The organism is Variovorax raffinosi, assembly GCF_051216615.1.
Taxonomy (GTDB): domain Bacteria; phylum Pseudomonadota; class Gammaproteobacteria; order Burkholderiales; family Burkholderiaceae_C; genus Variovorax.
In genome coordinates this window covers 1,153,424-1,178,308 of sequence record NZ_JBPJZR010000001.1, presented here as the reverse complement: position 1 = coordinate 1,178,308, position 24,885 = coordinate 1,153,424, and the positions used below count along the sequence as shown (strand labels likewise).

25 protein-coding genes are annotated in these 24,885 nt (G+C 66.2%); 16 read left to right on the top strand and 9 right to left on the bottom strand.

Annotated features, from left to right (window positions below; translation table 11 throughout):
• Positions 1 to 11: 11 nt before the first annotated feature.
• From ACSFB7_RS05585 to ACSFB7_RS05570, 4 genes are all read right to left on the bottom strand, one after another.
• Positions 12 to 1,430, bottom strand: coding sequence for a sensor histidine kinase (locus tag ACSFB7_RS05585; protein ID WP_435467839.1), 1,419 nt, complete (start codon positions 1,428 to 1,430; stop codon positions 12 to 14).
• On the bottom strand, positions 1,431 to 2,096 hold the full coding sequence (locus tag ACSFB7_RS05580; protein WP_435467837.1) for a response regulator: 666 nt from the start codon (positions 2,094 to 2,096) through the stop codon (positions 1,431 to 1,433).
• 25 nt (positions 2,097 to 2,121) lie between these two features.
• A complete protein-coding gene (locus ACSFB7_RS05575; RefSeq protein WP_435467835.1) occupies positions 2,122 to 3,129 on the bottom strand; it encodes a Bug family tripartite tricarboxylate transporter substrate binding protein in 1,008 nt (335 codons plus the stop codon).
• 97 nt (positions 3,130 to 3,226) lie between these two features.
• Positions 3,227 to 4,012 (bottom strand): IclR family transcriptional regulator domain-containing protein, encoded by a 786-nt coding sequence (locus ACSFB7_RS05570; protein WP_435467834.1) that lies wholly within the window; start codon positions 4,010 to 4,012, stop codon positions 3,227 to 3,229.
• 200 nt (positions 4,013 to 4,212) lie between these two features.
• Here ACSFB7_RS05570 and ACSFB7_RS05565 point away from each other — a divergent pair, with 200 nt between their 5' ends.
• The 12 genes from ACSFB7_RS05565 to ACSFB7_RS05510 all read left to right on the top strand — a co-directional run bounded on the left by ACSFB7_RS05565 (position 4,213) and on the right by ACSFB7_RS05510 (position 17,427).
• Positions 4,213 to 5,136, top strand: a complete 924-nt coding sequence (locus ACSFB7_RS05565) for a shikimate dehydrogenase family protein (RefSeq protein ID WP_435467832.1) — start codon at positions 4,213 to 4,215, stop codon at positions 5,134 to 5,136.
• 27 nt (positions 5,137 to 5,163) lie between these two features.
• On the top strand, positions 5,164 to 5,997 hold the full coding sequence (locus ACSFB7_RS05560; RefSeq protein ID WP_435467830.1) for a shikimate dehydrogenase family protein: 834 nt from the start codon (positions 5,164 to 5,166) through the stop codon (positions 5,995 to 5,997).
• Positions 5,998 to 6,013: 16 nt separating this feature from the next.
• Complete coding sequence (gene pcaB, locus ACSFB7_RS05555; protein WP_435467828.1) at positions 6,014 to 7,231, top strand: 3-carboxy-cis,cis-muconate cycloisomerase; 1,218 nt, start codon at positions 6,014 to 6,016, stop codon at positions 7,229 to 7,231.
• A complete protein-coding gene (locus tag ACSFB7_RS05550; RefSeq protein ID WP_435467826.1) occupies positions 7,228 to 7,674 on the top strand; it encodes a carboxymuconolactone decarboxylase family protein in 447 nt (148 codons plus the stop codon). Before pcaB ends, ACSFB7_RS05550 begins: the two co-directional genes overlap by 4 nt.
• On the top strand, positions 7,671 to 8,897 hold the full coding sequence (locus ACSFB7_RS05545; RefSeq protein ID WP_435467824.1) for a multidrug effflux MFS transporter: 1,227 nt from the start codon (positions 7,671 to 7,673) through the stop codon (positions 8,895 to 8,897). Before ACSFB7_RS05550 ends, ACSFB7_RS05545 begins: the two co-directional genes overlap by 4 nt.
• The gene (locus ACSFB7_RS05540) at positions 8,894 to 9,658 is read left to right on the top strand and encodes an alpha/beta fold hydrolase (RefSeq protein WP_435467822.1); all 765 of its coding nucleotides are present in this window, start codon (positions 8,894 to 8,896) and stop codon (positions 9,656 to 9,658) included. The genes ACSFB7_RS05545 and ACSFB7_RS05540 overlap by 4 nt, the downstream gene beginning before the upstream one ends.
• Before the next feature lie 134 nt (positions 9,659 to 9,792).
• Positions 9,793 to 11,694, top strand: coding sequence for a bifunctional sugar phosphate isomerase/epimerase/4-hydroxyphenylpyruvate dioxygenase family protein (locus ACSFB7_RS05535; protein WP_435467820.1), 1,902 nt, complete (start codon positions 9,793 to 9,795; stop codon positions 11,692 to 11,694).
• Positions 11,695 to 11,728: 34 nt separating this feature from the next.
• Complete coding sequence (locus ACSFB7_RS05530) at positions 11,729 to 13,138, top strand: MFS transporter (RefSeq protein WP_435467818.1); 1,410 nt, start codon at positions 11,729 to 11,731, stop codon at positions 13,136 to 13,138.
• A 46-nt stretch (positions 13,139 to 13,184) separates the two neighbouring features.
• Entirely contained in the window at positions 13,185 to 13,859 is a 675-nt protein-coding gene (locus ACSFB7_RS05525; RefSeq protein WP_435467816.1) for a DsbA family oxidoreductase, read from the top strand.
• Between the two features lie 120 nt (positions 13,860 to 13,979).
• Positions 13,980 to 14,459: a hypothetical protein gene (locus ACSFB7_RS05520; RefSeq protein ID WP_435467814.1), complete on the top strand. Its 480-nt coding sequence runs from the start codon at positions 13,980 to 13,982 to the stop codon at positions 14,457 to 14,459.
• A 5-nt stretch (positions 14,460 to 14,464) separates the two neighbouring features.
• Positions 14,465 to 16,054, top strand: a complete 1,590-nt coding sequence (locus ACSFB7_RS05515) for a DUF1800 domain-containing protein (RefSeq protein ID WP_435467812.1) — start codon at positions 14,465 to 14,467, stop codon at positions 16,052 to 16,054.
• A gap of 161 nt (positions 16,055 to 16,215) precedes the next feature.
• Positions 16,216 to 17,427: a DUF1501 domain-containing protein gene (locus tag ACSFB7_RS05510; protein WP_435467810.1), complete on the top strand. Its 1,212-nt coding sequence runs from the start codon at positions 16,216 to 16,218 to the stop codon at positions 17,425 to 17,427.
• Between the two features lie 59 nt (positions 17,428 to 17,486).
• Here ACSFB7_RS05510 and ACSFB7_RS05505 read toward each other — a convergent pair whose 3' ends face one another.
• Positions 17,487 to 17,888, bottom strand: a complete 402-nt coding sequence (locus tag ACSFB7_RS05505; protein ID WP_435467808.1) for a hypothetical protein — start codon at positions 17,886 to 17,888, stop codon at positions 17,487 to 17,489.
• A gap of 165 nt (positions 17,889 to 18,053) precedes the next feature.
• Complete coding sequence (locus ACSFB7_RS05500) at positions 18,054 to 19,004, bottom strand: LysR family transcriptional regulator (protein ID WP_435467806.1); 951 nt, start codon at positions 19,002 to 19,004, stop codon at positions 18,054 to 18,056.
• Between the two features lie 84 nt (positions 19,005 to 19,088).
• On the opposite strand from ACSFB7_RS05500, the gene ACSFB7_RS05495 reads away from it, so the two are divergent.
• From ACSFB7_RS05495 to ACSFB7_RS05485, 3 genes are all read left to right on the top strand, one after another.
• A complete protein-coding gene (locus ACSFB7_RS05495) occupies positions 19,089 to 20,489 on the top strand; it encodes an amidohydrolase family protein (RefSeq protein ID WP_435467804.1) in 1,401 nt (466 codons plus the stop codon).
• A gap of 31 nt (positions 20,490 to 20,520) precedes the next feature.
• Positions 20,521 to 21,843: an MFS transporter gene (locus ACSFB7_RS05490; RefSeq protein WP_435467802.1), complete on the top strand. Its 1,323-nt coding sequence runs from the start codon at positions 20,521 to 20,523 to the stop codon at positions 21,841 to 21,843.
• A 463-nt stretch (positions 21,844 to 22,306) separates the two neighbouring features.
• The gene (locus ACSFB7_RS05485; RefSeq protein ID WP_435467800.1) at positions 22,307 to 22,534 is read left to right on the top strand and encodes a hypothetical protein; all 228 of its coding nucleotides are present in this window, start codon (positions 22,307 to 22,309) and stop codon (positions 22,532 to 22,534) included.
• Positions 22,535 to 22,572: 38 nt separating this feature from the next.
• Here the strand turns inward: ACSFB7_RS05485 and ACSFB7_RS05480 are convergent, their stop codons facing one another.
• Complete coding sequence (locus ACSFB7_RS05480) at positions 22,573 to 23,004, bottom strand: hypothetical protein (protein WP_435467798.1); 432 nt, start codon at positions 23,002 to 23,004, stop codon at positions 22,573 to 22,575.
• 190 nt (positions 23,005 to 23,194) lie between these two features.
• Between ACSFB7_RS05480 and ACSFB7_RS05475 the strand changes: the two genes are divergently transcribed.
• Positions 23,195 to 23,995: an alpha/beta hydrolase gene (locus ACSFB7_RS05475; protein WP_435467796.1), complete on the top strand. Its 801-nt coding sequence runs from the start codon at positions 23,195 to 23,197 to the stop codon at positions 23,993 to 23,995.
• A 43-nt stretch (positions 23,996 to 24,038) separates the two neighbouring features.
• Here ACSFB7_RS05475 and ACSFB7_RS05470 read toward each other — a convergent pair whose 3' ends face one another.
• A complete protein-coding gene (locus ACSFB7_RS05470) occupies positions 24,039 to 24,455 on the bottom strand; it encodes a GFA family protein (RefSeq protein ID WP_435467794.1) in 417 nt (138 codons plus the stop codon).
• Positions 24,456 to 24,516: 61 nt separating this feature from the next.
• Positions 24,517 to 24,801: a hypothetical protein gene (locus ACSFB7_RS05465; protein ID WP_435467792.1), complete on the bottom strand. Its 285-nt coding sequence runs from the start codon at positions 24,799 to 24,801 to the stop codon at positions 24,517 to 24,519.
• Positions 24,802 to 24,885 lie beyond the last annotated feature (84 nt).

Below are 24,885 nucleotides of genomic sequence, written 5' to 3'. Positions count from 1 at the left end.
CGGCATGCCGCTCAGGCAGCGGCGGGGCGAGGCCACCAGATGATCGCATGCAGGCCCGTGCCGGCCTCGCGGGATTCGAGCCGCAATTCGCCCTGGTGCCGCTGCGCGATGGACCGCGCAATGGCCAGCCCGAGCCCGAAGCCGCCCTTGCCCGCACGCGCGCCGCGCCGGAAGCGCTGGCCCAGCGCGGCGCGTTCTTCGTCGCTCAGGCCGGGCCCGTCGTCTTCGACATTGAGGCTCCAGCCGGCCGCATCGCCCGCGGCGAAGAGCGTGATCGTTCCCTCGATGGGCGTGTAGGCGATGGCGTTCGTCACCAGGTTGCTCAATGCCTCGCGCATGAGCCCCCGGTCGGCGACGGCCTGAAATTCCGGCGTGGGCGAATGAATGCCCAGGTCGATGCGCTTGGCACGCGCCAGCGGCAGCAGGTCGACCGCCACTTCGCGCAGCAGCGCCGCAAGATCGGTTTCGGCGGGCTCGATGGACACCGTGTCGCTGCGCCCGAGCGCCAGCAGTTGCTGCGCGCTGCGCGTTGCGCGGCCGATCTCGGTGCCCAGCGCATCGAGCGCGACCTGCACCTGCGCCGGGTCTTGTTCGCGCCGGGCGTAGTCGGCCTGCATCTGCAGCGTGGTCAGGTGCGTGCGCAACTGATGCGATGCATCGTCCAAAAACTGGCGCTGCTGCGTCACCAGGTCTTGCGTGCGCGACATCTGCTGGTTGACCGCCGCCACCAGCGGGCGCACCTCGGCTGGCAGATCGGCCTCGGCGATGCGCGTCAGGTCATCGGGCGTGCGCGCCTGCACCTCGCGCGCCAGCCGCGACAGCGGGCGCAACGCCGCTGCCAGCGCGAATGCGGTGCCGCACAGCAGCATCGCCAGCACCAGCCCGTCGCGCAGCGCCGCGCTGCGCACGAAGCGCGCGCTGAACTCCTGCCGCGAGCGCGTGCTCTCGCCCACCTGGATCAGCACGCTGCGGCCCGCGCTGCCGGCCGGTGCGCGGTCGAGGTCGCGCCGGTAGGCGGCCAGCCGCACGGCTTCGCCGAAGTAGGTGGCGTCGTAGAAGGCCGGCACGCCCATCGCCAGTTCGACGGGCGGTGCGGGCAGGTCCGCGCTGCCCAGTTCGACCAGCCCGTCGGAGGTCGCGACCCGAAAGAACACCTGGCCGCTGGCCGTCAGCTCGAAGAACTCGAACATCGTGTACGGCAGCTCGACCGAGAGGCCGCCCGAGGCGGTCGAGATGTTGGCGTCGATGGATTTGAGCGCGCCCAGCAGCGAGCGGTCGTAGGCCGCGTTGGCGGCTGCCAGTGCGTCGTGCCGCGTCATCCACAGTTCGAGGCCCGTCACCACCAGCAGGGCAGGGAACAGCAGCAGCGCAAGCCGCTGCCACAGGCTCGCGCGTCGCAGCCGTTCACGCAGGCGCGGCAAGACGCTCACTCAGTCGGCTTCCAGCACATAGCCGAGCCCGCGCAGCGTGACGATGCGCACGCCGCTGCCGTCCAGCCGCTTGCGCAACCGGTAGACGAAAACCTCGACCGCCTCGGGGTGCACTTCTTCGTCGTCGGAAAACACCCGCTCCAGGATCTGCTGCTTCGACAGCGGCTCGCCACTGCGCTGCACCAGCACGCGCAGCACCGCCAGCTCGCGTGGCGACAGCGCGAGTGCTTCGCCGTTCAGCGTGAAGTGCCGCCGCGCGCCGTCGTACACCAGCGGGCCGCAAGCCAGGCGCGGATGTTCGACACCGCGCGCGCGGCGTACCAGCGCATGCAGGCGCGCCTCCAGCTCGGCCAGCGCGAAGGGCTTGGCCAGGAAATCGTCGGCACCGGCGTTGAGCGAGGCGACGCGCTCGTTCACCGAATCGCGTGCCGTGAGAATCAGCGCCGGCAGCCGCTGGTCGCGCTCGCGCAGGCGTTGCAGCACCATGTGGCCGTCCATGCCGGGCAGGCCCAGGTCGAGCACCAGCGCATCGTGTTCGCGCTGCTGCAGCGCGCGGTCGGCCAGGCGTCCGTCGTCCACCCATTCGACCTGGATGCCCGCATGCTCCAGCGCCTTGCAGAGCCAGGTGCCCAGGGTGTGTTCGTCTTCGGCCAGCAGGATGCGCATGGCGCGATGCTAGAGCGTGAAACGCTCAATCAGGCTTGATGTTTGCCCTTGCGATCACCTTTTGCCAGCGCGCCTGCTCCGCCGCGATGAACTGTGCGAACTGCTCGGGCGTGCTGCCGACAGCTTCGGCCGCATCGGCCGTGAGCCGCTGCATCGAGTCGGGCGACTTCACCGCCTTCATCGTCTCGGCCGAGAGCTTGGCCAGGTTGGCCGGCGTGAAATTGGCCGGTGCCAGCATGCCGTACCACTGCGTCATCTCGAAGCCGGGAAAACCTTGCTCGGCCACTGTCGGCACGTCGGGCAATTGCGGCAGCCGCTTGGTCGAACCGGTGGCGATGCAGCGCACCTTGCCCGCCTTGATGAAGGGAATGATGGCGGCCGCGCCGATGGCCGAGGCATCGAGCCGGCCCGAGAGCAGGTCGGTCACCATCGGGCCGGTGCCGCGGTAGGGCACGTGCAGCATGAACACGTCGGCCGTCATCTTCAGGTACTCGAAAGCCAGGTGGCCGGCGCTGCCGTTGCCGGCGGAGCCGTAGCTCAGCTTGCCCGGCTTCGACTTGGCGTACGCGATGAATTCCTTGAGGTTCTTCGCTGGCACATCAGGGTGCACCACGTACAGGCTGGGCACCTTGGCCAGCAGGCTCACGGGCTTGAAGTCCTTGTTGGCGTCGTAGGGCAGCTTGGCAAAGATGTACGGGTTGACCGCCAGCGTGCCGATGTGGCCGAGGATGATCGTGTGCTGGTCGGTGCTGCGCGCCACTTCGCTCATCGCGATGTTGCCGGCCGCGCCCGGCTTGTTGTCGACGAACACGCTCTGGCCCAGCGTGCGCGAGAGTTCTGCGGCCGTGGAGCGCGCGACGATCTCCGAGCTGCCGCCCGGCGCGAAAGGCACGACGAAGCGGATCGACTTGCTCGGCCAGGTGTCTTGCGCTGAAGCGATGGAAGGCAGCAGGCCGCCCAGGGAGAGGGCGCCGCCGGCTTGCAGCCAGTGGCGGCGGTTCATTGCGGTGTCGTTCGAAAAGAGGTCGGACATGGGGCTTTGTCTCCAGCGCTTTTGATTGAAAGCGCGCATCCTGCCCGGCGGATGCTGTCGGAATGCTGTCAGTCGGCCTTTTGAGCTTTCAGCGCTCTCAGATCAGGTTGCGCATCGCCTGCGCCGTCTCGCGCAGCACCGGCAGCACGCGCGCCACCGCGTCTTCGGAGCTTTCATGCCCCATCGGCATCGTGATGTTCAGCGCACCCACCAGCGCGCCGTGCCGGTCGCGCAGCGGCACCGCGATGCCGCGCGAGTTCAGGTCGAGTTGCTGCTCCGACAGCGCCCAGCCCTGCGCCCGGATGCGCGCGAGTTCGAGCTTCATGCGCTCCATGCTCGCGATGGTGTGCGGGGTGAACACCTGCAGCTGCCGCGTCGTCAGCCACTCGTTCAGCTCCGCGTCGCTGCGCAAGGCCAGCATCAGCATGCCCGCGGCCGTCACCTGCGCCGGCACGCGCGCGCCCAGCACGTAGCCGGTGCTCATGCTGCGGTTGGGGCCGTTGCGGGCGATGTAGATCACCTCGTCGCCGTCCATCACGCTGAGGTAGGCGATCTCGTTGGTGCCGGCCGCCACGCGCTGCAGAAAGGGCTGCACCACGCGCGGCAGGCGGGCCGATTCCAGGTACGAGCGGCCCAGGCGCAGCACGCGCGGCGTGAGCCAGAACAGCTTGCCGTCGCTCGCCACATAGCCCATGTGCTGCAGCGTCAGCAGGTAGCGCCTTGCGGCGGTGCGCGTCATGTCCGTGCGCTGGCCGGCCTGGCTGGCGGTCAGGCGCGGGTTGGCATCGTCGAAGGCCTCGATGATGCTCACGCCGCGCTCCAGGCCGGCGATCCAGTCGCGCTTGTCCAGGCCGGTGGGCGGGGTCGAATCGTCCTTGCTCATGGGCGGAAGTGTGCCTGCGGCGGGCGGTTTTGAAGCAGCATGAAGTGACGGTGAAAACCCTTGGTTTGAACGATTAACGATTTTTAAAGATCGATGATCGTACGTTTGAGCCCATCCAGGGCTGCGCAAAGGAGAGGATCGGACTATAAAGCTCGGCATCCGGCCTCTCAAAGAGCGATTGACGAACGGAAAGCAAGCACATGAGCCATTCCATCAGCGGCAGCACCCAGGCGTATCTGATCCCGGGCGATCCGGTTCGCAACGTGCGCCTGCCGCGCATGTTCAACGCCACCTTCGAGCGCTTCGGCATCGACGCCGTGCTGCTGCCCATGCAGGTGCCGGTGCGCGACTTCGCGGTGTTCTTCAGGTCGGCCTTTCTTGCGCGCAATGTGCGCGGCATGGTGATCGCGCCACCGCACAAGCCGCTGGTGGTCGACCTGCTCGACGGCTGCGGCCTGTTCGGGCGGGTGGCGGGCTCGGTCAACGTGGTGCGACGCATCGAGGGCGACCAACTCGAAGGCGACCTGTTCGACGGCGAAGGCCTCATCGGTGCGCTCGATCACTACAACACCCCCTTTCGCGGCAAGCGCGTGCTGATCCTCGGCGCGGGCGTGAGCGCCGCGGCCATCGGCGTGGCGCTGGCCGAAGGCGGCACGGTGAATGGCGCGGAGCACATCGCCTTCTACGACAGCGCGGCCGGCAAGGCGGCCGGCGTGGCTGCCAAGCTCGATGCCTTCTTCGACGCCACGGTGGTTGCGGTCGACAGCAACGCGCCCGAGGGCTACGACCTTGTCATCAACGCCACGCCGCTGGGGCTGGTCGAGGGTGATGCGTTGCCGCTCGACGTGGCGCGCATGGACAGCCATGCGGCGCTGTTCGACATTCTTCTGCGCAACCAGCCCACGCCGCTGGTGCGCGCGGCCCGTGCACGCGGGCTGCATGCGCAGGCCGGCTTCGAGATGCTGATCCAGCAGATGCCGCACTACCTGCGCTACTTCGGTCATGCCGATGCGGCCACGGCGCTGCGGGCCGATGCGAATTTTTTGCGCGAGATCGTCTATCCGCCGGCCATGCACGGCGAGATCGCACAGCCGATCCGATACCACTCAGCCAACGTCGCCTGACCCCATTCCTTCATTGAAACGAGTCCCATGATTTCCGGCAAGACAACGCTCATCGCCCACCTCGGCTACCCGACCGAGGCCTTCAAGGCGCCGATGATCTACAACCCCTGGTTCGACAAGCAGGGCATTGATGCGGTGGTGGTGCCGATGGGCGTGAAGCCCGAGGACTACGCAGCCTCGCTGCCGCAGATCTTCAAGTTCTCGAACCTTCGCGGCGCGCTGGTCACCATGCCGCACAAGGTCACGACGATGACGCTGGTCGACGAAGTGACGCCGACTGCGCGCGTCGCGGGCGCCTGCAACGCCATCCTCAAGCGGCCCGACGGCACGCTGCTGGGCGACCAGTTCGACGGTGCCGGCTTCGTGCGCGGCGTGGAGCGCAAGGGGCGGCTGTTCAAGGGCACGCGCGTGCTGGTGTCGGGCACCGGCGGCGTGGGCTCGGCCATTGCGGCGTCGATCGCGGCGGCCGGTGCGGCCGAGCTGATGCTGTTCGACATGAGCGATGCATCGGCGAATGCGCTGGCCGCGCGCCTGCGCGAAAACTATCCGCAGATGAAAGTGACCACGGGCTCGAAAGACCCCGCCGGTTTCGACGTGGTCGTCAACGCCACGCCGCTCGGCATGAAAGAGGGCGACCCGCTGCCCTTCGACGTGGACCGCATCGGCCCCGACACCTTCGTCGGCGAGGTCGTGATGAAGACCGAATACACGCCGCTGCTGCAGGCCGCGAAAGCCAAGGGCTGCCAGGTGCAGGTCGGCACCGACATGCTCTTCGAGATGATTCCGGCCTACCTGGAGTTCTTCGGTTTTGGCACAGCGTCCCCGGAGGAATTGCGTGCCGTGGCCCAATTGAAATATTGAAAGTTCAGGTCACCGCATGAGTATTTTTGAAGGTTTTCTTTCCACATCCGAAACGCTCGGCGCATTCAGCGACCGCGCGTTTGTCGACGCGATGCTTCGCTTCGAAGCCGCACTCGCGCGTGCGCAATCCGCCGAAGGGCTGATCCCCGAAAGCGCCGCGCATTCGATCGTCGGCAGTTGCAAGGTCGAGCTGTTCGACGTGGCCAAGATCGTTCGCGAAAGCGGCCGTGCCGGCAGCGTCGCGATCCCGCTGGTCAAGGCGCTGCGCGAAGCCGTGGGCCTGTTCAATGCCGACGCCGTGCCCTTCGTGCACTTCGGCAGCACCAGCCAGGACGTGATCGACAGCGCGATGGCGCTGGTCACGCGCGAGGCGGTGGCGCTCGTCGAGGCCGATCTCGCCAAGGCGGCCGACGCCTTGCTGCGCCTGGCCACCACGCATGCTGAAACGCCGATGCTCGCGCGCACGCTGATGCAGCCGGCCTCGGTCACCAGCTTCGGCTTCAAGTGCGCGGGCTGGGCCGCGCCGCTGGTGCGCAGCCGCATCCGCCTGCGCGACGCGGCGAAGCACGCGCTGCAGTTGCAGCTCGGCGGCGCAGTCGGCACGCTGGCACAGATGAAGGGGCAGGGCGCGGCCGTGCGCCAGCGCATGGCCAAGGAACTGGGCCTGGGCGACCCCGGCGCCACGTGGCACACGCAGCGCGACGAATGGGTGGCGCTCGGCTGCGAGCTGGGCCTCGTCACCGGCAGCCTCGGCAAGATCGCCGTCGACATCGCGCTGCTCGGCCAGTACGAAGTCGCCGAAGTCGCCGAGCCCAGCGAGCCCGGCCGCGGCGGTTCGTCTGCCATGCCGCACAAGCGCAATCCTGTCGCCTCGATGGTCGCCATCGCCGCCGCGCACCGCGCACCGCAGCGCGTGGCCGCGTTGCTCGGCGCCATGCCTCAGCAGCACGAACGCGCGCTCGGCGCATGGCAGGCCGAGCTGGCCGAATGGCCGCAACTGCTGATGTCGGCGCACGGGAGCGTGCGCGCCATGGCCGGTGCATTGCCCGGCCTGCAGGTCGATGCGGTGCGCATGCGCGCCAACATCGACCGCCTGCGCGCCGAGCTGCCGCGCGACGCGGCCGACGAATGGTTCGACCCCGCGCTCGCCATCAACGCCGGCCAGATCGCGCTCGCGGAAGTGAAAGCGCTGCAAGCCAAGCTCTCGGAAAACAACAAGGAACTCTCTCAATGACCGCCCCCGAAACCCCGCGCAACGACTACGAAGACGGCCTGCTCAATCGCCGCCGCGTGCTCGGCGATGCCTGGGTCGACAAGTCGCTGGCCAACCGCAACGAATTCAACGCCGAGTTCCAGGAACTGATCACGCGCCACGCGTGGAACGACATCTGGGGTCGCCCCGCGCTCGGCGACAAGACGCGCCGCTACATGGTGCTGTCGATGATGCTGGGCATCCACGCGTATGAAGAGTTCGCGATGCACGTGCGCGCCGCGCTCGACGGGCCGCCCGAGTCGCGCCTCACGCCCGAAGACATCAAGGAAGTGATCATGATGGCCGCCATCTACTGCGGCGTGCCGGTGGCCAACCATGCCTTCGGCATTGCCACGAACATCCTGCGCGAGAAGGGCCTGCTGCCCTCAACGCCCGCTTCGCCCGCTGCGCCTGCGGCGCGGTGAACGCGCCGCCAGCCCCGAAGAGGGGCCGCTTCGACGTCAGCTTCACCTTGCTGCTGCCGCTGCTGCTGGCGGCGCAACCGGTGGCCACCGACAGCTACCTGCCCGCGCTCCCCGCCATCGCGAAGGAGCTGGGCTCGGCCAGCACCAGCCTCACGCTGTTCGTGCTGGCCTTCGGCTTTGCGCAGTTGCTGTGCGGGCCGCTGGCCGACCGCTTCGGCCGAAGGCCCGTGCTGCTGGCCGGACTCGCCTGCTACGTGATCGCAGCCTTCGGCGGCGCCTTCGCGGGCAGCGTCGCGGTGCTCGCCGGCTGGCGCACGGTGCAGGGCTTTTCGATGGCCGCCATCCTCGTGTGCTCGCGCGCGGCGGTGCGCGATCTCTATCCCGCGCACGAAGGCCCGCATGTCATGGCGCGTGGTCTCACGGGGCTGGGCATGGTCGGGCTGGTGGCGCCGCTGCTCGGCGCGTGGCTGGTGCAGGGCGCGGGGTGGCGCTGGGTGATGGTCGCGATGGCGGTCTATTCGCTGCTGCTGTTCGCGCTGTGCTGGCGCTCCTTCGGTGAAACGCGCAAGCCGATGGCCGGTGGCGAATCGTCCGCGCCGCGCGGCAGCACGCGCGCCGTGTTCGCCAGCCGGTCCTTCAGGGCTTGGGCCTCGGTGGCGGCGACGACCTATGGCGGGCTGTTCTGCTTCCTGCTGCTGTCGCCGATGGTCTACATCGGCTACCTCGGCTGGTCGCCCGCCATGTACGGCTGGATTCCGGCCGGCGGCTCGCTGGTCTACATCTTCAGCACCACCATGTGCCGCAGCCTGTTGCGCCGCTATGGGCCGGTGCGCACGGTGCGGCTCGGCGCTTCACTGAGCCTCGCTGGCGCCGTCATCCAGGCGCTGGGCTGCTGGCTGATGCCGCTGAGCGCCGTGCCCTTGCTCTTCGGCCATGCGGTGTACTGCCTGGGCCACGGCATCCATCAACCGTGCGGGCAGGCCGGCGCGGTGGGTGACCTGCCGCATCTTGCGGGCCGGGCCGTGTCGTGGTCCGGCTTCGGCATGATGATGGTCGCGTTCTGCGCGGGGCAATTGGCCGCGCGTTTTGTCGATGCCGATTTTTCGCACGGCGCCTGGCCGATGGTCGTGCCGATGCTGCTTGCGGGCAGCGTGCTGATGGCCATTGCGTTCCTGTGGCTGCCGCGTCTTCATCAACACCCGATAAAGGAAAGCTCACCATGACCCGTTTGAATGTCGTTCGCGAGGGCGATGGCCCGATCGTCGTGCTCAGCCATGCGCTCGGTTGCGACCTGCACATGTGGGACGGCGTGGCCGCGCGACTGGCGCGCGCCCACACGGTGATCCGCTACGACCACCGCAACCACGGCGCGTCCGAGGTGGTGCCCGGCGCGCTGCGCATCGAGACGCTGGCGCAGGACGCGGCCGACCTCATCGCACGCGAGGCGGACGGCGAGCCCGTGCACTTCGTCGGCCTGTCGATGGGCGGCATGACCGCGCAGGCACTGGCGGTGCGGCACCCCGAGCTGCTCAAGACCGTGGTGATCGCCAATTCGTCGGCGCACTACCCCGACCAATCGCCGTGGCGTGCGCGCGCCGAAATGGTCAACGCCAAGGGCGTGGCCGCCATCGCGCCCGGCGCCGTGGCGCGCTGGCTCACGCCGGCCTTTGCCGCCACGCCCGAAGGCGCCATCGCGGCGAAGGCGCTGCACGACGTGCTGGTGCGCACCGACGCACAGGGCTACATCGAGAGCTGCAACGCCGTGGCGGCCATCGACTTTCGCGACAGCAACCACCGCATCGCCGTGCCCACGCTGGTGATCGGCGGGCTGCAGGACGAGGCCACGCCGATGGCCATGTCCGAGGCCGTGGCAGCCGCCATTCCGGGCGCCCGCCTGGCGACCATCGACGCGGCGCACGTGAGCGCGGTCGAGCGCCCGGCCGAGTTCACGCAACTGCTGATCGATTTCTGGCGCAGCCTTTGAGGCTTGCCGGCGGGTCCCTTGACCTAGGTGTATCCCGTATTTCGTCCGAATACTGAACGCTGGCGTTCGATAATCGATCAGACGAACGTCGAATAGATTGTGGCGCGGCCCGGGTGTTCCTAAAGTCCACCCCCATGCACCGCTCCATTGCCACCGTGTCGCTCAGCGGCACCCTTCGCCAGAAGCTCGAAGCCGTCGCTGCCGCGGGCTTCGATGGCATCGAGCTGTTCGAGGCCGACTTCATCAACTTCAAGGGCACGGCCACCGAACTGCGCGGCATCGTTGCCGACCTGGGCCTGTCGATCGACCTCTACCAGCCCTTCCGCGATTTCGAGGGCATGCCCGAGCCGCAGTTCCGCCGCAGCCTGGAGCGCGCCGAGCGCAAGTTCGACCTGATGGAGGCGATGGGTGCACCGATGGTGCTGTGCTGCTCCAACACCTCGCCGCTGGCCGTCAACGACCCGGCGCTGGCTGCCGCGCAACTGCATGAGCTGGCCGAGCGCGCCGCGCGCCGCAACCTGCGCGTGGGCTTCGAGGCGCTGGCCTGGGGCCGCCACACATCGCTCTACGGCCAGGCCTGGGACATCGTGAAGCGGGCGAACCACCCGCACCTCGGGTTGATCCTCGACAGCTTTCACACGCTCTCGCTGAAGGACGACCCGGCCGGCATCGTCGACATTCCGGGCGACAAAATCTTCTTTCTGCAGATGGCCGATGCGCCGCTGCTCGCCATGGACGTGCTGCAGTGGGCGCGCCACCACCGCTCGTTTCCGGGGCAGGGCGATTTCGACGTGGTCGGCTTCTTCGAGAAGGTGCTGCTGGCCGGCTACACCGGGCCGCTGTCGCTGGAAATCTTCAACGACATCTTTCGCGAGACGCCCAACCGCCGCACCGCCGTCGATGCGATGCGCTCGCTGCTGTACCTCGAAAGCGAAACGCGCCAGCGGCTGGCCTCGGCTCCCACGAATGCGCCTGCGCAGCCGCAGCGCGTCGAGCTGTTTTATCCGCCGGCGGTGCCTGCACTTTCGGGCCTGTCGTTCATCGAGTTCGCGGCCGACGAGGCTTCGGCCGAAACGCTGGGCACGCTGCTGCGGCAACTGGGCTTTCGCCGCGTCGGCAGGCACCGCTCCAAGGCCGTGACGCTGTACCGGCAGGGCGAGACGCACCTCATCGTCAACGCGCAGCCAGACTCTTTTGCGCGCAGCCGCTTCGACGCGCACGGCACCTCGGTCTGCGCGCTCGGCGTGCGCTGTGCCGACCCGCTCGCGGCCGTGGGCCGTGCCACCGCCATGCGCTCGCAGCGGCACGACAGCCCGGTCGGCCCGAACGAGATGCGCGTGCCGGCCGTCATCGCGCCGGGCGGCAACCTCATTCATTTCGTGCCCGAGGCGCTGGGCCCGAACGGGCTGTACGAAGCCGACTTCATCCTCGATGAAGAAGAAAACGAAAGCGATGCTGCCAACGACGCCGGCCTGCAGCGCATCGACCACGTGGCGCTCGGCCTTGCCCTCGACCAGCTCGACACCTGGGTGCTGTTCACGCGCGCCGTGCTCGGCCTGGAGCCCGGTGAAAGCCTGGAGCTGGCCGACCCCTTCGGCCTCATCCGCAGCCGTGGCGTGGCCAACGCCGACCGCCGCCTGCGCCTCGTGCTCAACGTGTCGCTGAGCCAGCGCACCCGCACCGCGCGCACGCTGAGCGTGACGGGCGGCGGCGCGGTGCACCACATTGCGCTCAGCTGCGAAGACATCTTCGATTCGGTCGACAAGCTGCGCGCCAACGGCACGCGCTTCGTGCCCATCTCCGACAACTACTACGACGACCTTGCGACGCGCATCGACATCGCGCCCGAGCTGCTGGCGCGCATGCGCGCGGCGGGCGTGCTGTTCGACCGCTCGCCGGCCGGCGACTACCTGCATACCTATACCGAGAGTTTCGAGGGGGGACTGTTCTTCGAGGTCGCACAGCGCGTAGGCAACTACGACGCCTACGGTGCCCTCAACGCACCGGCGCGCATGGCTTCGCAAGCGCAGGACTGATTGATTTTTTTCGTCAACACTGGAGACACAACACATGGCCAACACCACAGCCCATGAGCCGCAAGGCAGGCACCAGTCGAAGAAGGCCGCGGCAAGCGGCTGGATCGGCTCGGCGCTGGAGTACTACGACTTCTTCATCTACGCCACCGCCGCGGCGCTGATCTTTCCGCAGATCTTCTTTCCCAAGGGCGACCCCAAGACCGCCATCATCGCGTCGCTCGCGACCTATGGCGTGGGCTATGTCGCACGACCCATCGGCGCCTTCGTGCTCGGCCACTGGGGCGACACGCATGGCCGCAAGCAGGTGCTGGTGCTGTGCATGTTCCTGATGGGTTTCTCGACCGTGGCCGTCGGCCTGCTGCCGACCTACGACCAGGTCGGCCTGCTGGCTCCCGCGCTGCTGGTGCTGCTGCGCCTCGTGCAAGGCTTTGCGGTGGCCGGTGAAATCTCGGGCGCCAGCTCGATGATTCTTGAGCACGCACCCTTCGGTCGTCGCGGCTTCTTCGCGAGCTTCACGCTGCAGGGCGTGCAGGCCGGCCAGATCCTGGCGGCCGCCGTCTTCCTGCCGCTGGCGCACTACATGCCCGAAGAGGCCTTCAACTCATGGGGCTGGCGCATTCCGTTCCTGCTGAGCTTCCTGGTCATCGTGGCCGGCTACATCATTCGCCGCGAGGTCGATGAAACACCGGCCTTCGCCGAAGTCGACAAGAAGGGCGAGCTGCCGAAGTCGCCCATCGTGCAGGCCTTCACCGACAGCTGGGCCGACATGCTGCGCGTGGTCTGCATGGCGCTGATGAACGTCATTCCGGTGGTGGCCACCGTGTTCGGCGCGGCCTATGCCGTGCAGGCCGCCTACGGCATCGGCTTCCAGAAAGACGTGTACCTGTGGATTCCGGTGCTGGGCAACATCCTCGCGGTGCTGGTGATCCCGTACGTGGGCAACCTGTCGGACCGCATCGGCCGCAAGCCGCCGATCATCGTGGGTGCGCTGGCTTCGGGCCTGCTGTCCTTCGTGTACCTGTATGCCATCAGCATCCGCAACGTGCCGCTGGCCATTGCCATGTCGCTGCTGATGTGGGGCATCGTCTACCAGGGCTACAACGCGACCTTCCCGAGCTTCTATCCGGAGCTGTTCCGCACCCGCAACCGCGTGTCGGCCATGGCCATCTCGCAGAACATCGGCACCACCATCACCGCGCTGCTGCCCGCACTGTTCGCTGCCGTGGCGCCTCCGGGCTCGACCAATGTGTGGCTCACCGTCGGTGCCATCACCTTCGCGGTGACGGTGCTCGCGGCACTGGCTGCCATGAGCGCACGGGAAACCTACCGCATCCGCATGAACGACCTGGGCAAGCCCGATGCCGTGCCGGTCGACAAGCAGGAATACGACCGCCTGCGCGAGCAGACGCTGGTGGACGCCCGCATGGCCAAGGCCGCCGCCTGAAAACCTTGCCGGCGCAAAGGGTTGTGGCGCCGTGAAGAATGGCGCCATGACCTCCCACCTGAAGATCGATTTCGTCTCCGATGTGTCCTGCCCCTGGTGCGCTGTTGGCCTGAGTTCGCTCGAAGCGGCCATCCAGCGCGTGGCACCGGATGTGTCGGTGGAACTGCACTTCCAGCCCTTCGAGCTGAACCCGCAGATGCCACCCGAAGGCCAGGACACCTTCGAACACCTGAACCAGAAGTACGGCTCCACGCGCGAACAGCAGGCGCAATCGCGCGAGATGATCCGCCAGCGCGGCGCGGCCGTGGGCTTCGAGTTCAGCGCCGAAGGCCGGCCCCGTGTGTACAACACCTTCGACGCGCATCGCCTGCTGCATTGGGCCGAGCTTGAAAGCCCCGCCAAGCAGGCAGCGCTGAAGAAGCTGCTGCTGAAGGCCTACTTCACCGACAGCCAGAACCCATCAGACACCGAAGTGCTGGTGCGCGCCGCCACCGAGGCCGGACTCGACGCGGCACGCGCCCGCGAGATTCTGGCAAGCGACGAGTTCGCGACCGAGACCCGCGAGCGCGAACGCATGTACACCGACGCCGGCATTCACTCGGTGCCCGCGATCATCATCAACGACCAGCACCTCATCTCCGGTGGCCAGCCGGTCGAGGTGTTCGAGCGGGCTCTGCGGCAGATTGCCGGCGCTGCACCATCGACCCTGTCCACCGCCTGACCTGGGGGTGCAAACGGCCGCAACTTTGCGCGCCGTTACGAACGTAAAGAGCGTCAACGTGGAGCACTGCACGGTGGTTGAGGAGAGCATCCTCAGCCACCGTTACCGTCAGGAGCTCCAATGAAGAAGAAAAGCCTACTCTCCGCCACCGCCGCACTGGTCCTCATGGCCGCGGTCTCCCTGCCTGCACTGGCGGACGAATACGGCAAGCATCCGTTCTATCTTCATGCCTTGTCCGACCTGCGCACGGCCGCGTGGCAAGTCGATCACCGCCGGCCTGAAGACGGACAGGTCTCGCGCGACGAGATGGTGGTGCATGACGAGATCAACGCCGCCATCGGCGACCTGCAACGCGCCGCATGGCTCGACGGCAAGCCCATCGAGTGGCGCGAACCCACCGACGTCTGGCTGCCGCGCGAAGGCCGCCTGCATGCCGCCATCGACCTGCTGCGCAAGGTGCGTTCGGACGTGGCGCGCGAAGAAGACGACCCGCGCTCGCGCGTGTTCCAGCAACGCGGACTGGCGCACGTCGACGTGGCGCTCAACGTTGCGCAACACGCCATTGGTGATGTGCGCCATCACGACATGCGCCGGGAGTGAGGCCGGTGACAGCCTCCGGCTTTTCCTTGCATCGCCGCGCGTCGCTCGCGCTCGGTGCCTGCGCGCTGGCGCTGCTTGCAGCCTGCGCAACCGCGCCGGGTAACCAGCGCCCGCTGGTCTCGGTCTCGCTGCCTTCCACGCCGGTGAACGAGGCCACGCGCCTGCGCTGGCTCGATCGCGTGAGCTGGGGTGCCAACGCCAGCAGCGATGCGCAGCTCACCCAGCGCGGCCTCGCCCTGTGGATGCGCGATCAGCTCAATCCACGCCCCGTGCCGCTGCCGCCCGCAGCGCAAGCGCAGATCGACGCAATGACGATCTCGCACACGCCGCTCGACCAGCTCGTGCTCGGGCTCGAAGCCCAGCGCAGGGCCGCCGACGCGCTGCCCGACGAAGAGCAGAAGAAGACCGCGCGGCAGGCCTACCAGCAGGAACTCAACAGGCTCGCGCGCGAAGCGCAGCAACGCTTCGTGCTGCGCGCGCTCTACTCGCCGAACCAGCTGCAGGAGCAGGTGACCTGGTTCTGGATGAACCACTTCAACGTCAACCTGCGCAAGGACAACATCCGCGCGATGGTGGGCGACTACGAAGAGAACGCCATCCGCCCGCATGCGCTCGGCAAGTTCCGCGACCTGCTCGGCGCCACGCTGCACCACCCGGCCATGCTGCGCTACCTAGACAACGCGCAGAACGCCGCCAACCGCATCAACGAGAACTACGCACGCGAGCTGATGGAGCTGCACACGCTGGGCGTGGGCAGCGGCTATTCGCAGGCCGACGTGCAGGAGCTGGCGCGCGTGCTCACCGGCGTGGGCGTGAGCTTTCAGCCGCTCGATGCGCCGCTGCCCAACGTGCGGCCGGCCGTGCGTGCGGACTACGTGCGCAGGGGCTTGTTCGAGTTCAACCCGAACCGGCACGACTACGGCCCCAAGACGCTGCTGGGCCAGCCGATCCAGCGGCATGGTCTGGCCGAGGCCGATGAAGCACTCGACCGGCTGGCGCGCGCGCCGGCCACCGCGCGTTTCATCTCGCGCAAGCTGGCCGTGTACTTCGTGGCCGACGAGCCGCCGCAGGCGCTGGTCGATCGCATGGCCGCTGCCTTCACGCGCAGCGATGGCGACATCGCGATCACGCTCAAGGCCCTGTTCGAGTCGCCCGAGTTCGCCGCATCGCTGGGCCACAAGTTCCGCGACCCGGTGCACTACGTGATGGCCGGCGTGCGGCTCGCGTACGACGACCGCGTGGTGCAGAACGTCGGCCCGATGCTGAACTGGATCACCCGCATGGGCGAGCCGCTGTATGGGCACGAAACGCCCGACGGCTATCCGCTCAATGAAGCGGCCTGGGCCAGCGCGGGCCAGATGAACACGCGCTTCGAGATTGCGCGCGCCATCGGCGCCAACGGCGCGGTGCTGTTCCGCACCGACGACAAGGCACCGCTGGAGAAGCCGGCCTTTCCGCAACTGGCCGATTCACGCGCGGTGCGTGCGATGCAGGGCGGGCTGGGCGCGGACACGCGTGAGGCACTGGCACAGGCGAAGAACCCGCAGGAATGGAACACCTTCCTGCTGGCCTCGCCCGAGCTGATGCGCCGCTGATCGAGGTATTTGGTTTTTCTCCCTCTCCCGCTGGGGGAGGGCAGGGGTGGGGGCAAGCGGCGTTCGATAAAGCGCCAAGGCAACAACAAACGCCGCCGTGCCCCCATCCCAACCTTCCCCCAAAGGGGGAAGGCGCAAGGCAAGAAGAAAGGACAACCGTCATGCAACGTCGAGAACTCTTGAAGCTCATGGCCGCCGCCCCGTTCGCGGGTGCCGCCGGCCAGTTGATGGCCGCACCCGCGGCCGAAGGCGCCAAGCTGCTGGTCGTGTTCTTGCGGGGCGCCTACGACTGCAGCAACCTGCTCGTGCCGACCTCCAGCGACTTTTATTACGCGTCACGCCCCAACATCGCCATCGCGCGCCCCGGCCAACCGAACGGCGCACTGCCGCTCGACAGCAACTGGGGCCTGCACCCCGCGCTGGCGCAGAGTGTGATGCCGATGTTCCAGCAGAAGCAGGCGTCGTTCATCGCCTTCGCCGGCACCGACGACCTCACGCGCAGCCACTTCGAAACGCAAGACTCCATCGAACTGGGCCAGGCCCTCGACAAGCGCCGCGACTACCGCTCGGGCTTTCTCAACCGGCTGGCCGGCGTGCTCGGCGCGGGCCCGGTCACCGACGTGTCGCCCATCGCATTTACCGACCAGTTGCCGATCTCGCTGCGCGGCACTGCCAAGGCCGCCAACATGGCGATCGCGGGCAATGCGCGCTCGGCGCTCGACGCAAGGCAAAGCCAGGTCATCTCGGCCATGTACCGCAACACATCGCTGGCGCAACCCGTGGCCGAGGGCTTCCAGGTGCGTGATGAAGTCACGCGCGCCGTGCAGGCCGAGATGGACGCGGCCAGCCGCAACGCCATGACCGCCAAGGGCTTCGAGCTGGTCGCGCGCCGCATGGCATTGCTGATGCGCGACCGCTTCGACCTGGGCTTTGTCGACATCGGCGGCTGGGACACGCACGTGGGGCAGGGCGCGGGCACCGGCTACCTGGCCAACCGCTTTGAAGAACTGGGCCGCGGCGTTGCCGGCTTCGCGCAGGAGATGGGCGACGACGCGTGGCGCCAGACCGTCGTGGTCGTCATCAGCGAGTTCGGCCGCACCTTCCGCGAGAACGGCAATCGCGGAACGGACCACGGGCATGGCACTGTTTACTGGGTGCTAGGCGGTGGGCTGTCGGCGCAAGCGGGCGGGCACATCGTCGGCGAGCAGCAGGCGCTGACGCAGGCCACGCTGTTCCAGAACCGGGACTATCCGGTGCTGAATGAATACCGGGCGGTGTTCGGGGGGCTGTTCAAGCGGATGTATGGGTTGTCGCCTGCGCAGTTGGGGAAGGTGTTTGATGGGGTGGCGCCGAAGGATTTGCAACTGGTCTAGTGACCGCGCCGCCGGATCACGCCACGGATGGCGCAGCACTCAAAGTGCTGCAACGCGCCTTAGGTCGTCGTTGGCGGTACTGCGAGGCGGTCGTAGACGATGGCCTCGTCCCCAAACTTCAATTCAAGCGCGATGCGAATCAGCGCGGGATAAGAAAACCAGTACTGACGGCGAAGAGCATCACTCACAAACTGGTCGCCCAGTTCCGCGCGGTAGTGACGCTCATGCCATGCATCGAGCGGCTCACTGTCGATTCGCATGAGTCGCTTTCGATGATGAGTCATGAGCGCTGCAAACTGCCCTCGTGTCTTGATGTTGAATCTCGCGAGTTCGGGCAAGAGCTCTTCATACGAGGCCTCGCCGTATTCGTTCTTCTTCGGAAAAATCTTCCTCATCAAAGACTGGAGGAGGGCCGGAGTAAGCGACTCATCGGCGCGGAGCTTGCGTGCAGAAATCGGCATCTCTATCTGTCAATCCGTTGCGTTGCAACATCCATCGATGCTTATTGTTTGGAATTCTTGAGTGCGATCTGGCGGCCTTTTTCTACGGACTGAAAAACGCCGGCGAAGGGGATTCTCGCCATTTCGCTCCGGTGCAGTGTGGCTCCCGCCGCATCCATCAACCCGCTAAATCGCATCCCTTTCATTTTCATTTTCAAAGATGGCCTGGCGAAGGCTCTCCACCGCAAATGCGGTGTGGCCGGTCGCGGATGCGCGCGAAGGTACCAGCAGCCGCAAGTGGCCGATCGGTGTCTGCGGATTCAGTAGCGGAACGTACTTCAGCAGGTTGCGTTGGACTTCGTAGTCCACCTCCATCGGCGACAGGAACGCCAAACCCACGCCGGAGCGCGCCAGTGCCCGGATTGCGCTCGAGCGGCTGACACGAGCCACGACATTGAGCGTGCCGGCGCGCGATGAGAAGGTGTCTCGCAGCACCGAGCCCGCCAGCCATTGCTCGGAGGGCAGGATCAAGGGGAACGGTGCGCAATCGTCCAGGGTCAACGCGCTGGACTTCGCAAGCGGATGGTCGGGCGGCATCACCACGCCGATGCGGTACTGCAGGCTGCCCAACACCCTCACGCCCCGGGTGGGCGCCGGGTTGAAGGCAATGCCTACGTCCGCTTCCTGCGTGCGCATCTGGGCAACCACCCAGTGGGTATCGCCCGTCTCCAGGTCGAAGGAGATGCGCGGCATGCGGCTGCGTATGCGCGCGATCACCGAAGGCAACACCGCTTCGATGATCGCTTCGGTGGAGGCGATGCGCACAGTGCCGCCAGCTCCGTGCTGCAGCACATCCAGTTGCTGGTGCAAGAGCGTCGTCTCTTGGTCCCACCGACGCACCCAGGCCAGCAGGACTTCTCCTGCCGCGCTCGGCCGCACGCCCCGTGGCAGGCGCTCGAAGAGCTGAACGCCCAATTCTTCTTCCAGCGCCAGAAGCTGCCTGTTCACCGCGGAGGAGGCGATGTGCAGGTTCTCCGCGGCCTTGCGCATCGAACCGTCGCGCGCGATCTGTTCGACGAAGCGCAACGCGGGCCGGAACATGGGGCGGCGTGGCAAGCGATGCTCAAATGTGTTCATGGCGCTCTCAAATCGATGCTTGTTTGAGGGCAGTGTACTTACCAGAATCCCGTGACGAAACCGCCCCCTCACGAAAGCGAGTACATGAAAGCCATCGTTGACCTGATCATCGAAAACGCCCGGACCCTTGTCACGATGGACGACGAGCGGCGAGAAATTCCCGACGGCTGGGTGGCCGTCACAAACGGGCTGATCACGGGCGTGGGCGGCGCCACCGACCCCAAGCCCGAGGCCACGCGCCGGCTCGATGCCAGCGGCTGCATCGTGACGCCGGGGTTCATCAACACGCACCACCACATCTTCCAGAACCTCACCCGCAGCAACCCAGAGTCGCACGGCGGTGATTTCTTCTACTGGCTCAAGACCCTCTATCCGATGTTTGCCCGCCTGGACGAGGAAGCGGTCTATGTCTCTGCCTGGGTCGGGTTGGTGGAACTGGCCATGGGCGGAACGACCACCACGTCGGACATGCTGTACGTCCACCCCAAGCCGAACCTGATCGACGCGGAAATTCGCGCGGCGCAGGAGCTGGGCTTTCGCTTCCATCCCACCCGGGGGGCGATGAACATGTCGGAGAAAGACGGTGGACTGCCGCCCGACTCGGTGGTGCAGGACGACGAGACCATCATTGCCGACTGCGAGCGGCTGATCGCCAAGTACCACGACCGCTCGCATGGGGCGATGGTGCGCATCGCGATCGGCCCGGCCGCCATCTTCACCACGACCCCGCAGTTGCTCAAGCGCCTGGCCGATCTGTCGGAGAAGCACGACGTCGGCTTTCACATGCACCTGGCCGAATCGCATCTCGAGGACGAGTTCTGCCAGCAGCATTTCGGTTGCCACCCGATCGACAACTTCAAGCGGCTCGGCCTGGCGTCCGACCGCGCCTGGGGTGCCCACGTCATGTATGCGAACAACGAAGACATCGGCAAGCTGGCCGAATGGGGCGTGGGCGTGTCGCATTGCCCCAGCACGGTGTTCATGATGGGCGGGCGCAACGGCGTCATTACGCCGGTGCGTGAGATGCGCGATGCCGGCGTCAAGGTCGGGCTTGGCTGCGACGGCTCTTCGTCCAGCGACAGCGCTTCGCTCTGGCTGGAAGCCAGGACCATGCTGGGGCTGCAGCGTCTGCGTCCCGGCGCTCCCCGCATGGGTGGCATGAGCGACCGCGAGGCCATCGAGATCGCCACCCGTGGCGGCGCGGCGGTTCTGCGACGCACCGGAGAGCTTGGCGAACTGTCGGTGGGCTGTGTCGGCGACATCGTCGCCTGGCCGGTGGACGGGCCCTCCTATGCGGGTGCGGTCGGCGACCCCGTGCGTGCCTTGTTCATGTCGGGCCCCAACCGGGCGCGCCATACCGTCATTGCGGGCAAGCCGATCATCGAGAACGGCAATCTCACCGTGGCGGGCCTGCCTGAAATGCTGGAGCGGCATCAGCGGCTTTCGCGACGCATCCAGGGCTACGACGAGACTGCGGCGCATTGACCGACACCCCTTCAAGACCAGGCAAGAAACCATGTCAGCTCAATCCAACCCGAACATCGATACGCCCGCCGCCGCCAAGGCGCATCCCCACCGGGAAGCCTGGAGAGCGGCATTCGCTTCCTGGGCCGGAACAACGATCGAGTGGTATGACTTCTTCATCTACGGAACGGCGGCCGCGCTGGTCTTCGGCCAGATCTTCTTTCCGGGCGGCAACCCCGCCGTCTCCACCATCCTGGCACTTGCGACCTACGGTGTCGGCTATGTCGCCAGGCCCATCGGCACTTTGATCTTCAGCCACTACGGCGACAAGATCGGACGCAAGAAGAGCCTGGTCATCACGCTGCTGATGATGGGCATCGCCACACTGGCGATCGGCTTTCTTCCCACCTACGAGACCATCGGCATCTGGGCACCGATTCTTCTGGTGGCGTTGCGCGCGGTTCAGGGCATTGCGGCGGCGGGAGAGTGGGGCGGTGCGGCGCTCATGTCGATCGAGCATGCGCCTGCCGGACGCAAGACGCTGTTCGGCACCTTCGTGCAACTGGGTTCGCCCAGCGGATCGCTGTTTGCATCGGTGGCCTTCCTGATCGTCACCATGATCTATTCGCCCGACGCTTTTCGCCAATGGGCCTGGCGAATTCCGTTCCTGTTTTCGGCTGTGCTGATTGCCATTGGCTTGTGGATTCGACTCAACGTTTCGGAAACGCCCGAGTTCGAGAAGCTGAAGAAAGACAAGAAGGTCGCCAAACGGCCGATCGTTGAATTGATCAGCCAGCATCCGCGCGAGATCCTGCTGGCCATCGGCATCAACTTCATGGGCGCCAGCGGTGTGTTCATCGTGCTGGTGTACATGCAGCTCATCTATGCCAAGCAGGTCGGCTTTACCCAGTCGCAGGCCCTGTTGGCGGGTGCGCTGTTCAGCGTGAGTTCGATGCTCACCTTCCCTGTGTGGGGCGTGCTGGCCGATCGCCTGGGGCGCCGGCGCGTTGCGCTCACCGGCACGGTCTACACGATCGTGCTCGCCTATCCGATGTTCTGGATGGCAAGCTCGGGGAACATCTTTCTCTTTTTGCTGGCCGCACCTGTGTGCTACCTGGGCGCAAGCTGTGCCTACGCGGTCAGCGCCGCCATGACGGCGCAACTCTTTCCGGTGCAGGTGCGCTACAGCGGCATCTCGATCGGCTACGTGGCGGCATCGGTCATCGGCGCCGGGCCGGCTCCGGCCGTTTCAGCCTGGATGGTCATGAAGGCGGACGGGGCCATCTGGCCCGTACCGGCGTACCTGATGGCGATGGGCTGCGTGACCTTGTTTACGTTGCTGGCCTCCAAGCGCTTTGCCGTCGAAGAAAACTGATGGGTCCGCCCGGCGGCATCGTCGCAATGCCGCCGGTTTTTCAAGCTTGACGTCCGCCATCGACACCGCTTACATTGCCTCCGTCTCGTGATGAGCGGGGCCGGGTTTGACAGCCCGTTGACATCCTGCGACGAAAGCCGCAGTCACCGCACGTGGTCTGCGGCTTTTTCGTTTGCGCTTCCTTTTTAGGCGGCTCGAACGGGAGGGCTCGCGCCCTGCCGGTTTCCGCAAGGATGTCCCGGTCTGTCAACCCGTTCGAGCTGCCGCCCTCGTTTGACAGCGGGTGCGTCGGTTTCTGCAAATCGACATCCTTGGGAGGCCCATGGCCCATGCTTCTTCAAACGACGCAAGCACCGACGCCCGTTGCGCTTGCGCACCCTATCGACCCACCGCCCAGTTCAAACCCTTCGAGTGGGTTCAGGGCGATCTGCTCGCCCCTTCCCTGCAAAGCCAGGCCGCATTCGTGAACGACGCACGCGACATGGTGCAAGGCGCGCAGTTGCTGTCCCAGTTGCTCGAATGGGATGAAGACCGATGCGATGCGGCAGCGTCCGACGCGGACCCCGCGCCGCTTTTCGACAGATGCCAGTGCGGCTCGCTGCAGCGGCTTCTGTCGGTATCGCTCGGCCTCCTGCATGCGCGGATCGAAGCGCAGTGCGAGGCACTGACAGCGAACACGGTGAGCCGATAGGCGATCGATCGATCGAGCGAGCGAGCCGTCGCAGTCCATCACCTGGGCTTGGCCAGCAGCTCCGTGCCTTGCCGGATGGCGTCTTCCTCACTGGACACGAACGCGACCGCGAAGCCGAAGACCTTGCTTGCCGTCGTCGCTATCAGGCGGGCCGGCGCAGACGTGGGCTTGTCTCCTTCAAGAACGATCATTCCCCGGCACAGCGTGGCCAAGCGTGCCTTGATCTTCTTGAAGAGAAGGGCCTTCTGCTTGCGCTCCTCGGGCGTCTCGTCGTGGTGGTCGTCTTCCCCATGGTTGGTGATCAGAACGAACGGTTGCTCCTTGTCGAGCAGTTGCTCGAATTGCGCCTCGATGGAGGCATTGGATTCCACTTCCGCCCTGATGAAGACAAAGGGTGCGCGCGAGACATCAATCAACATGGCCGGCTTCTTTCTGTGAGAGATAGAGAACGATGAAAAGAGGGCGAGCAAGCTGCTCGCAAGCTCTTCAGCATGTCGTCTGCGCAAATTTCGCGCTGCTTCACGCAAGCCAACCTATAGCGCGCAGCCGCCATCCGGATGTGCCTGCGCGGCCGAAGCACGCCCCCGATTCCGTCGAGCGTGAGTAACATCCCTGCGTGACGCATCAGGGATCGGTGAACGCACGCGAAGGAGATCGTCGATGTGCAACCTTGCCAGGCACTGGATCGCAGTTTTTCTGATGGCGCTGGTCTCGCAAGTCCAGGCGCAGAGCACCCAGAAGGTGGTCGACATTCCCACCCGGCCCGGGGTGACGCAGCGAATGCTGGTGCTGTCGCCGCCAACGACAACACCAGCAAAGGCGGCGGTGATCCTGTTCGCGGGCGGGCACGGCGGGCTGCAGATCTTTCCCAATGGTTCGCTCAAGTGGGGCGGCGGAAACTTCCTTGTTCGCACGCGGCAGTTGTTTGCGGACCAGGGGCTCATGGTCGCGGTGATTGATGCGCCGTCGGACCGGCAAAGCCCGCCGTACCTTGCCGGGTTTCGCCAGAAGCCGGAGCACGTGGCAGACGTGAAGGCGGTCATTGCATGGATGCGCGAGCAATCGAAGGCGCCTGTGTGGCTGGTGGGCACCAGCCGCGGGACGCAGTCCGCGGCGTATGTCGCCACGGAGCTTGCCGGCCCTGAAGGCCCGGACGGCATCGTGCTGAGTTCGACCATCCTCATCGACAAGGCCGGCCGACCCGTTCCGGCGATGCCGCTGGAAAAGATCAGGGTACCGGTGCTCGTGGTGCATCACGAGCAGGACGCCTGCCCGTCGTGCCCGTTCGCCAGCGTGCCCGGGCTCATGGCGAAGCTTGAGAGCTCACCGAAGAAAGAGCTGCTGAGCTTCAAGGGCGGAGAAAGCAGCGGCGACCCGTGCGAGGCGATGGCGTATCACGGCTTCAATGGGCTTGATCGCGAAGTTGTTGAGAAGATCGCGGGCTGGATATTGGGCAAGTAGACGCCGGGCGCTTCAGTCGATCGGCAGGCGTTTGCCTTGATCGTCACATCGGTGGCATCTTGTCGAACTTCGGCAACGCCGGGTCTTGAGTATCCCAAGCGTGCCCGCGCACCGCATACGTGACCAGTTGCGGCTGAAATCGCTCGGGCTCGTCGAGGCTCGCGGCGTGCACGGTGAAGATGTCGGGCATCGCCGCAAAGGTCATGTACACGGGCGAGCCGCAGGTGGGGCAGAACGCGCGGGTCTTGACGTTGCCGCTGTCGGCGACGATGCCCCACAGCGTGGCGTGGCCGCTGTGCTTCACGGCGCCGCGCGCAAAGGTGAGGTACGAGCCGTGGCCGGTGCCGCTCTTGTGTTGGCAGTCGAGACACTGACAGTGGTTCTGGAAGATCGGCTCGGCGGAAATCTCGTAGCGGATGGCGCCGCATGCGCAACCGCCGGTGTAGGCCTGCTGGCTCATTTCTCTTGTCCTTTTCAAAGTCATCGAGGGGGTGCGATCCGGCCCGATGAAGGGGCGGATGTCACTGGGCAAGAGCAAATCTAGTCGTGGCGGTTGTACGGCGGGGAGTAACAAGTTCGTCGTGAATTGCGTCGACAGTCATGTGTTCTGTGATTCCGACCTTCATCGATAGCCGGTAGTCAGCCCGGTGCAGCGTGAGCAACATGGGCGCGATTGCTTTCGGCAGCGCGGCGCCAACACGCCACAAAAATAAATACGCCGAGATAAATCTCTCCTGCGCGAGACCTTGCGAGTGCCCCGCGTCATTGGTGCACGGCCCGCCGCCACGCGCCGCATGCGTGTGCATGTTTGTCCCGTATCCCCTGTTCGGGTGATGGTCGGGAAACAAATAGTTCACAAAAATAAACACTTTCTAACGAGCTGCACGCTT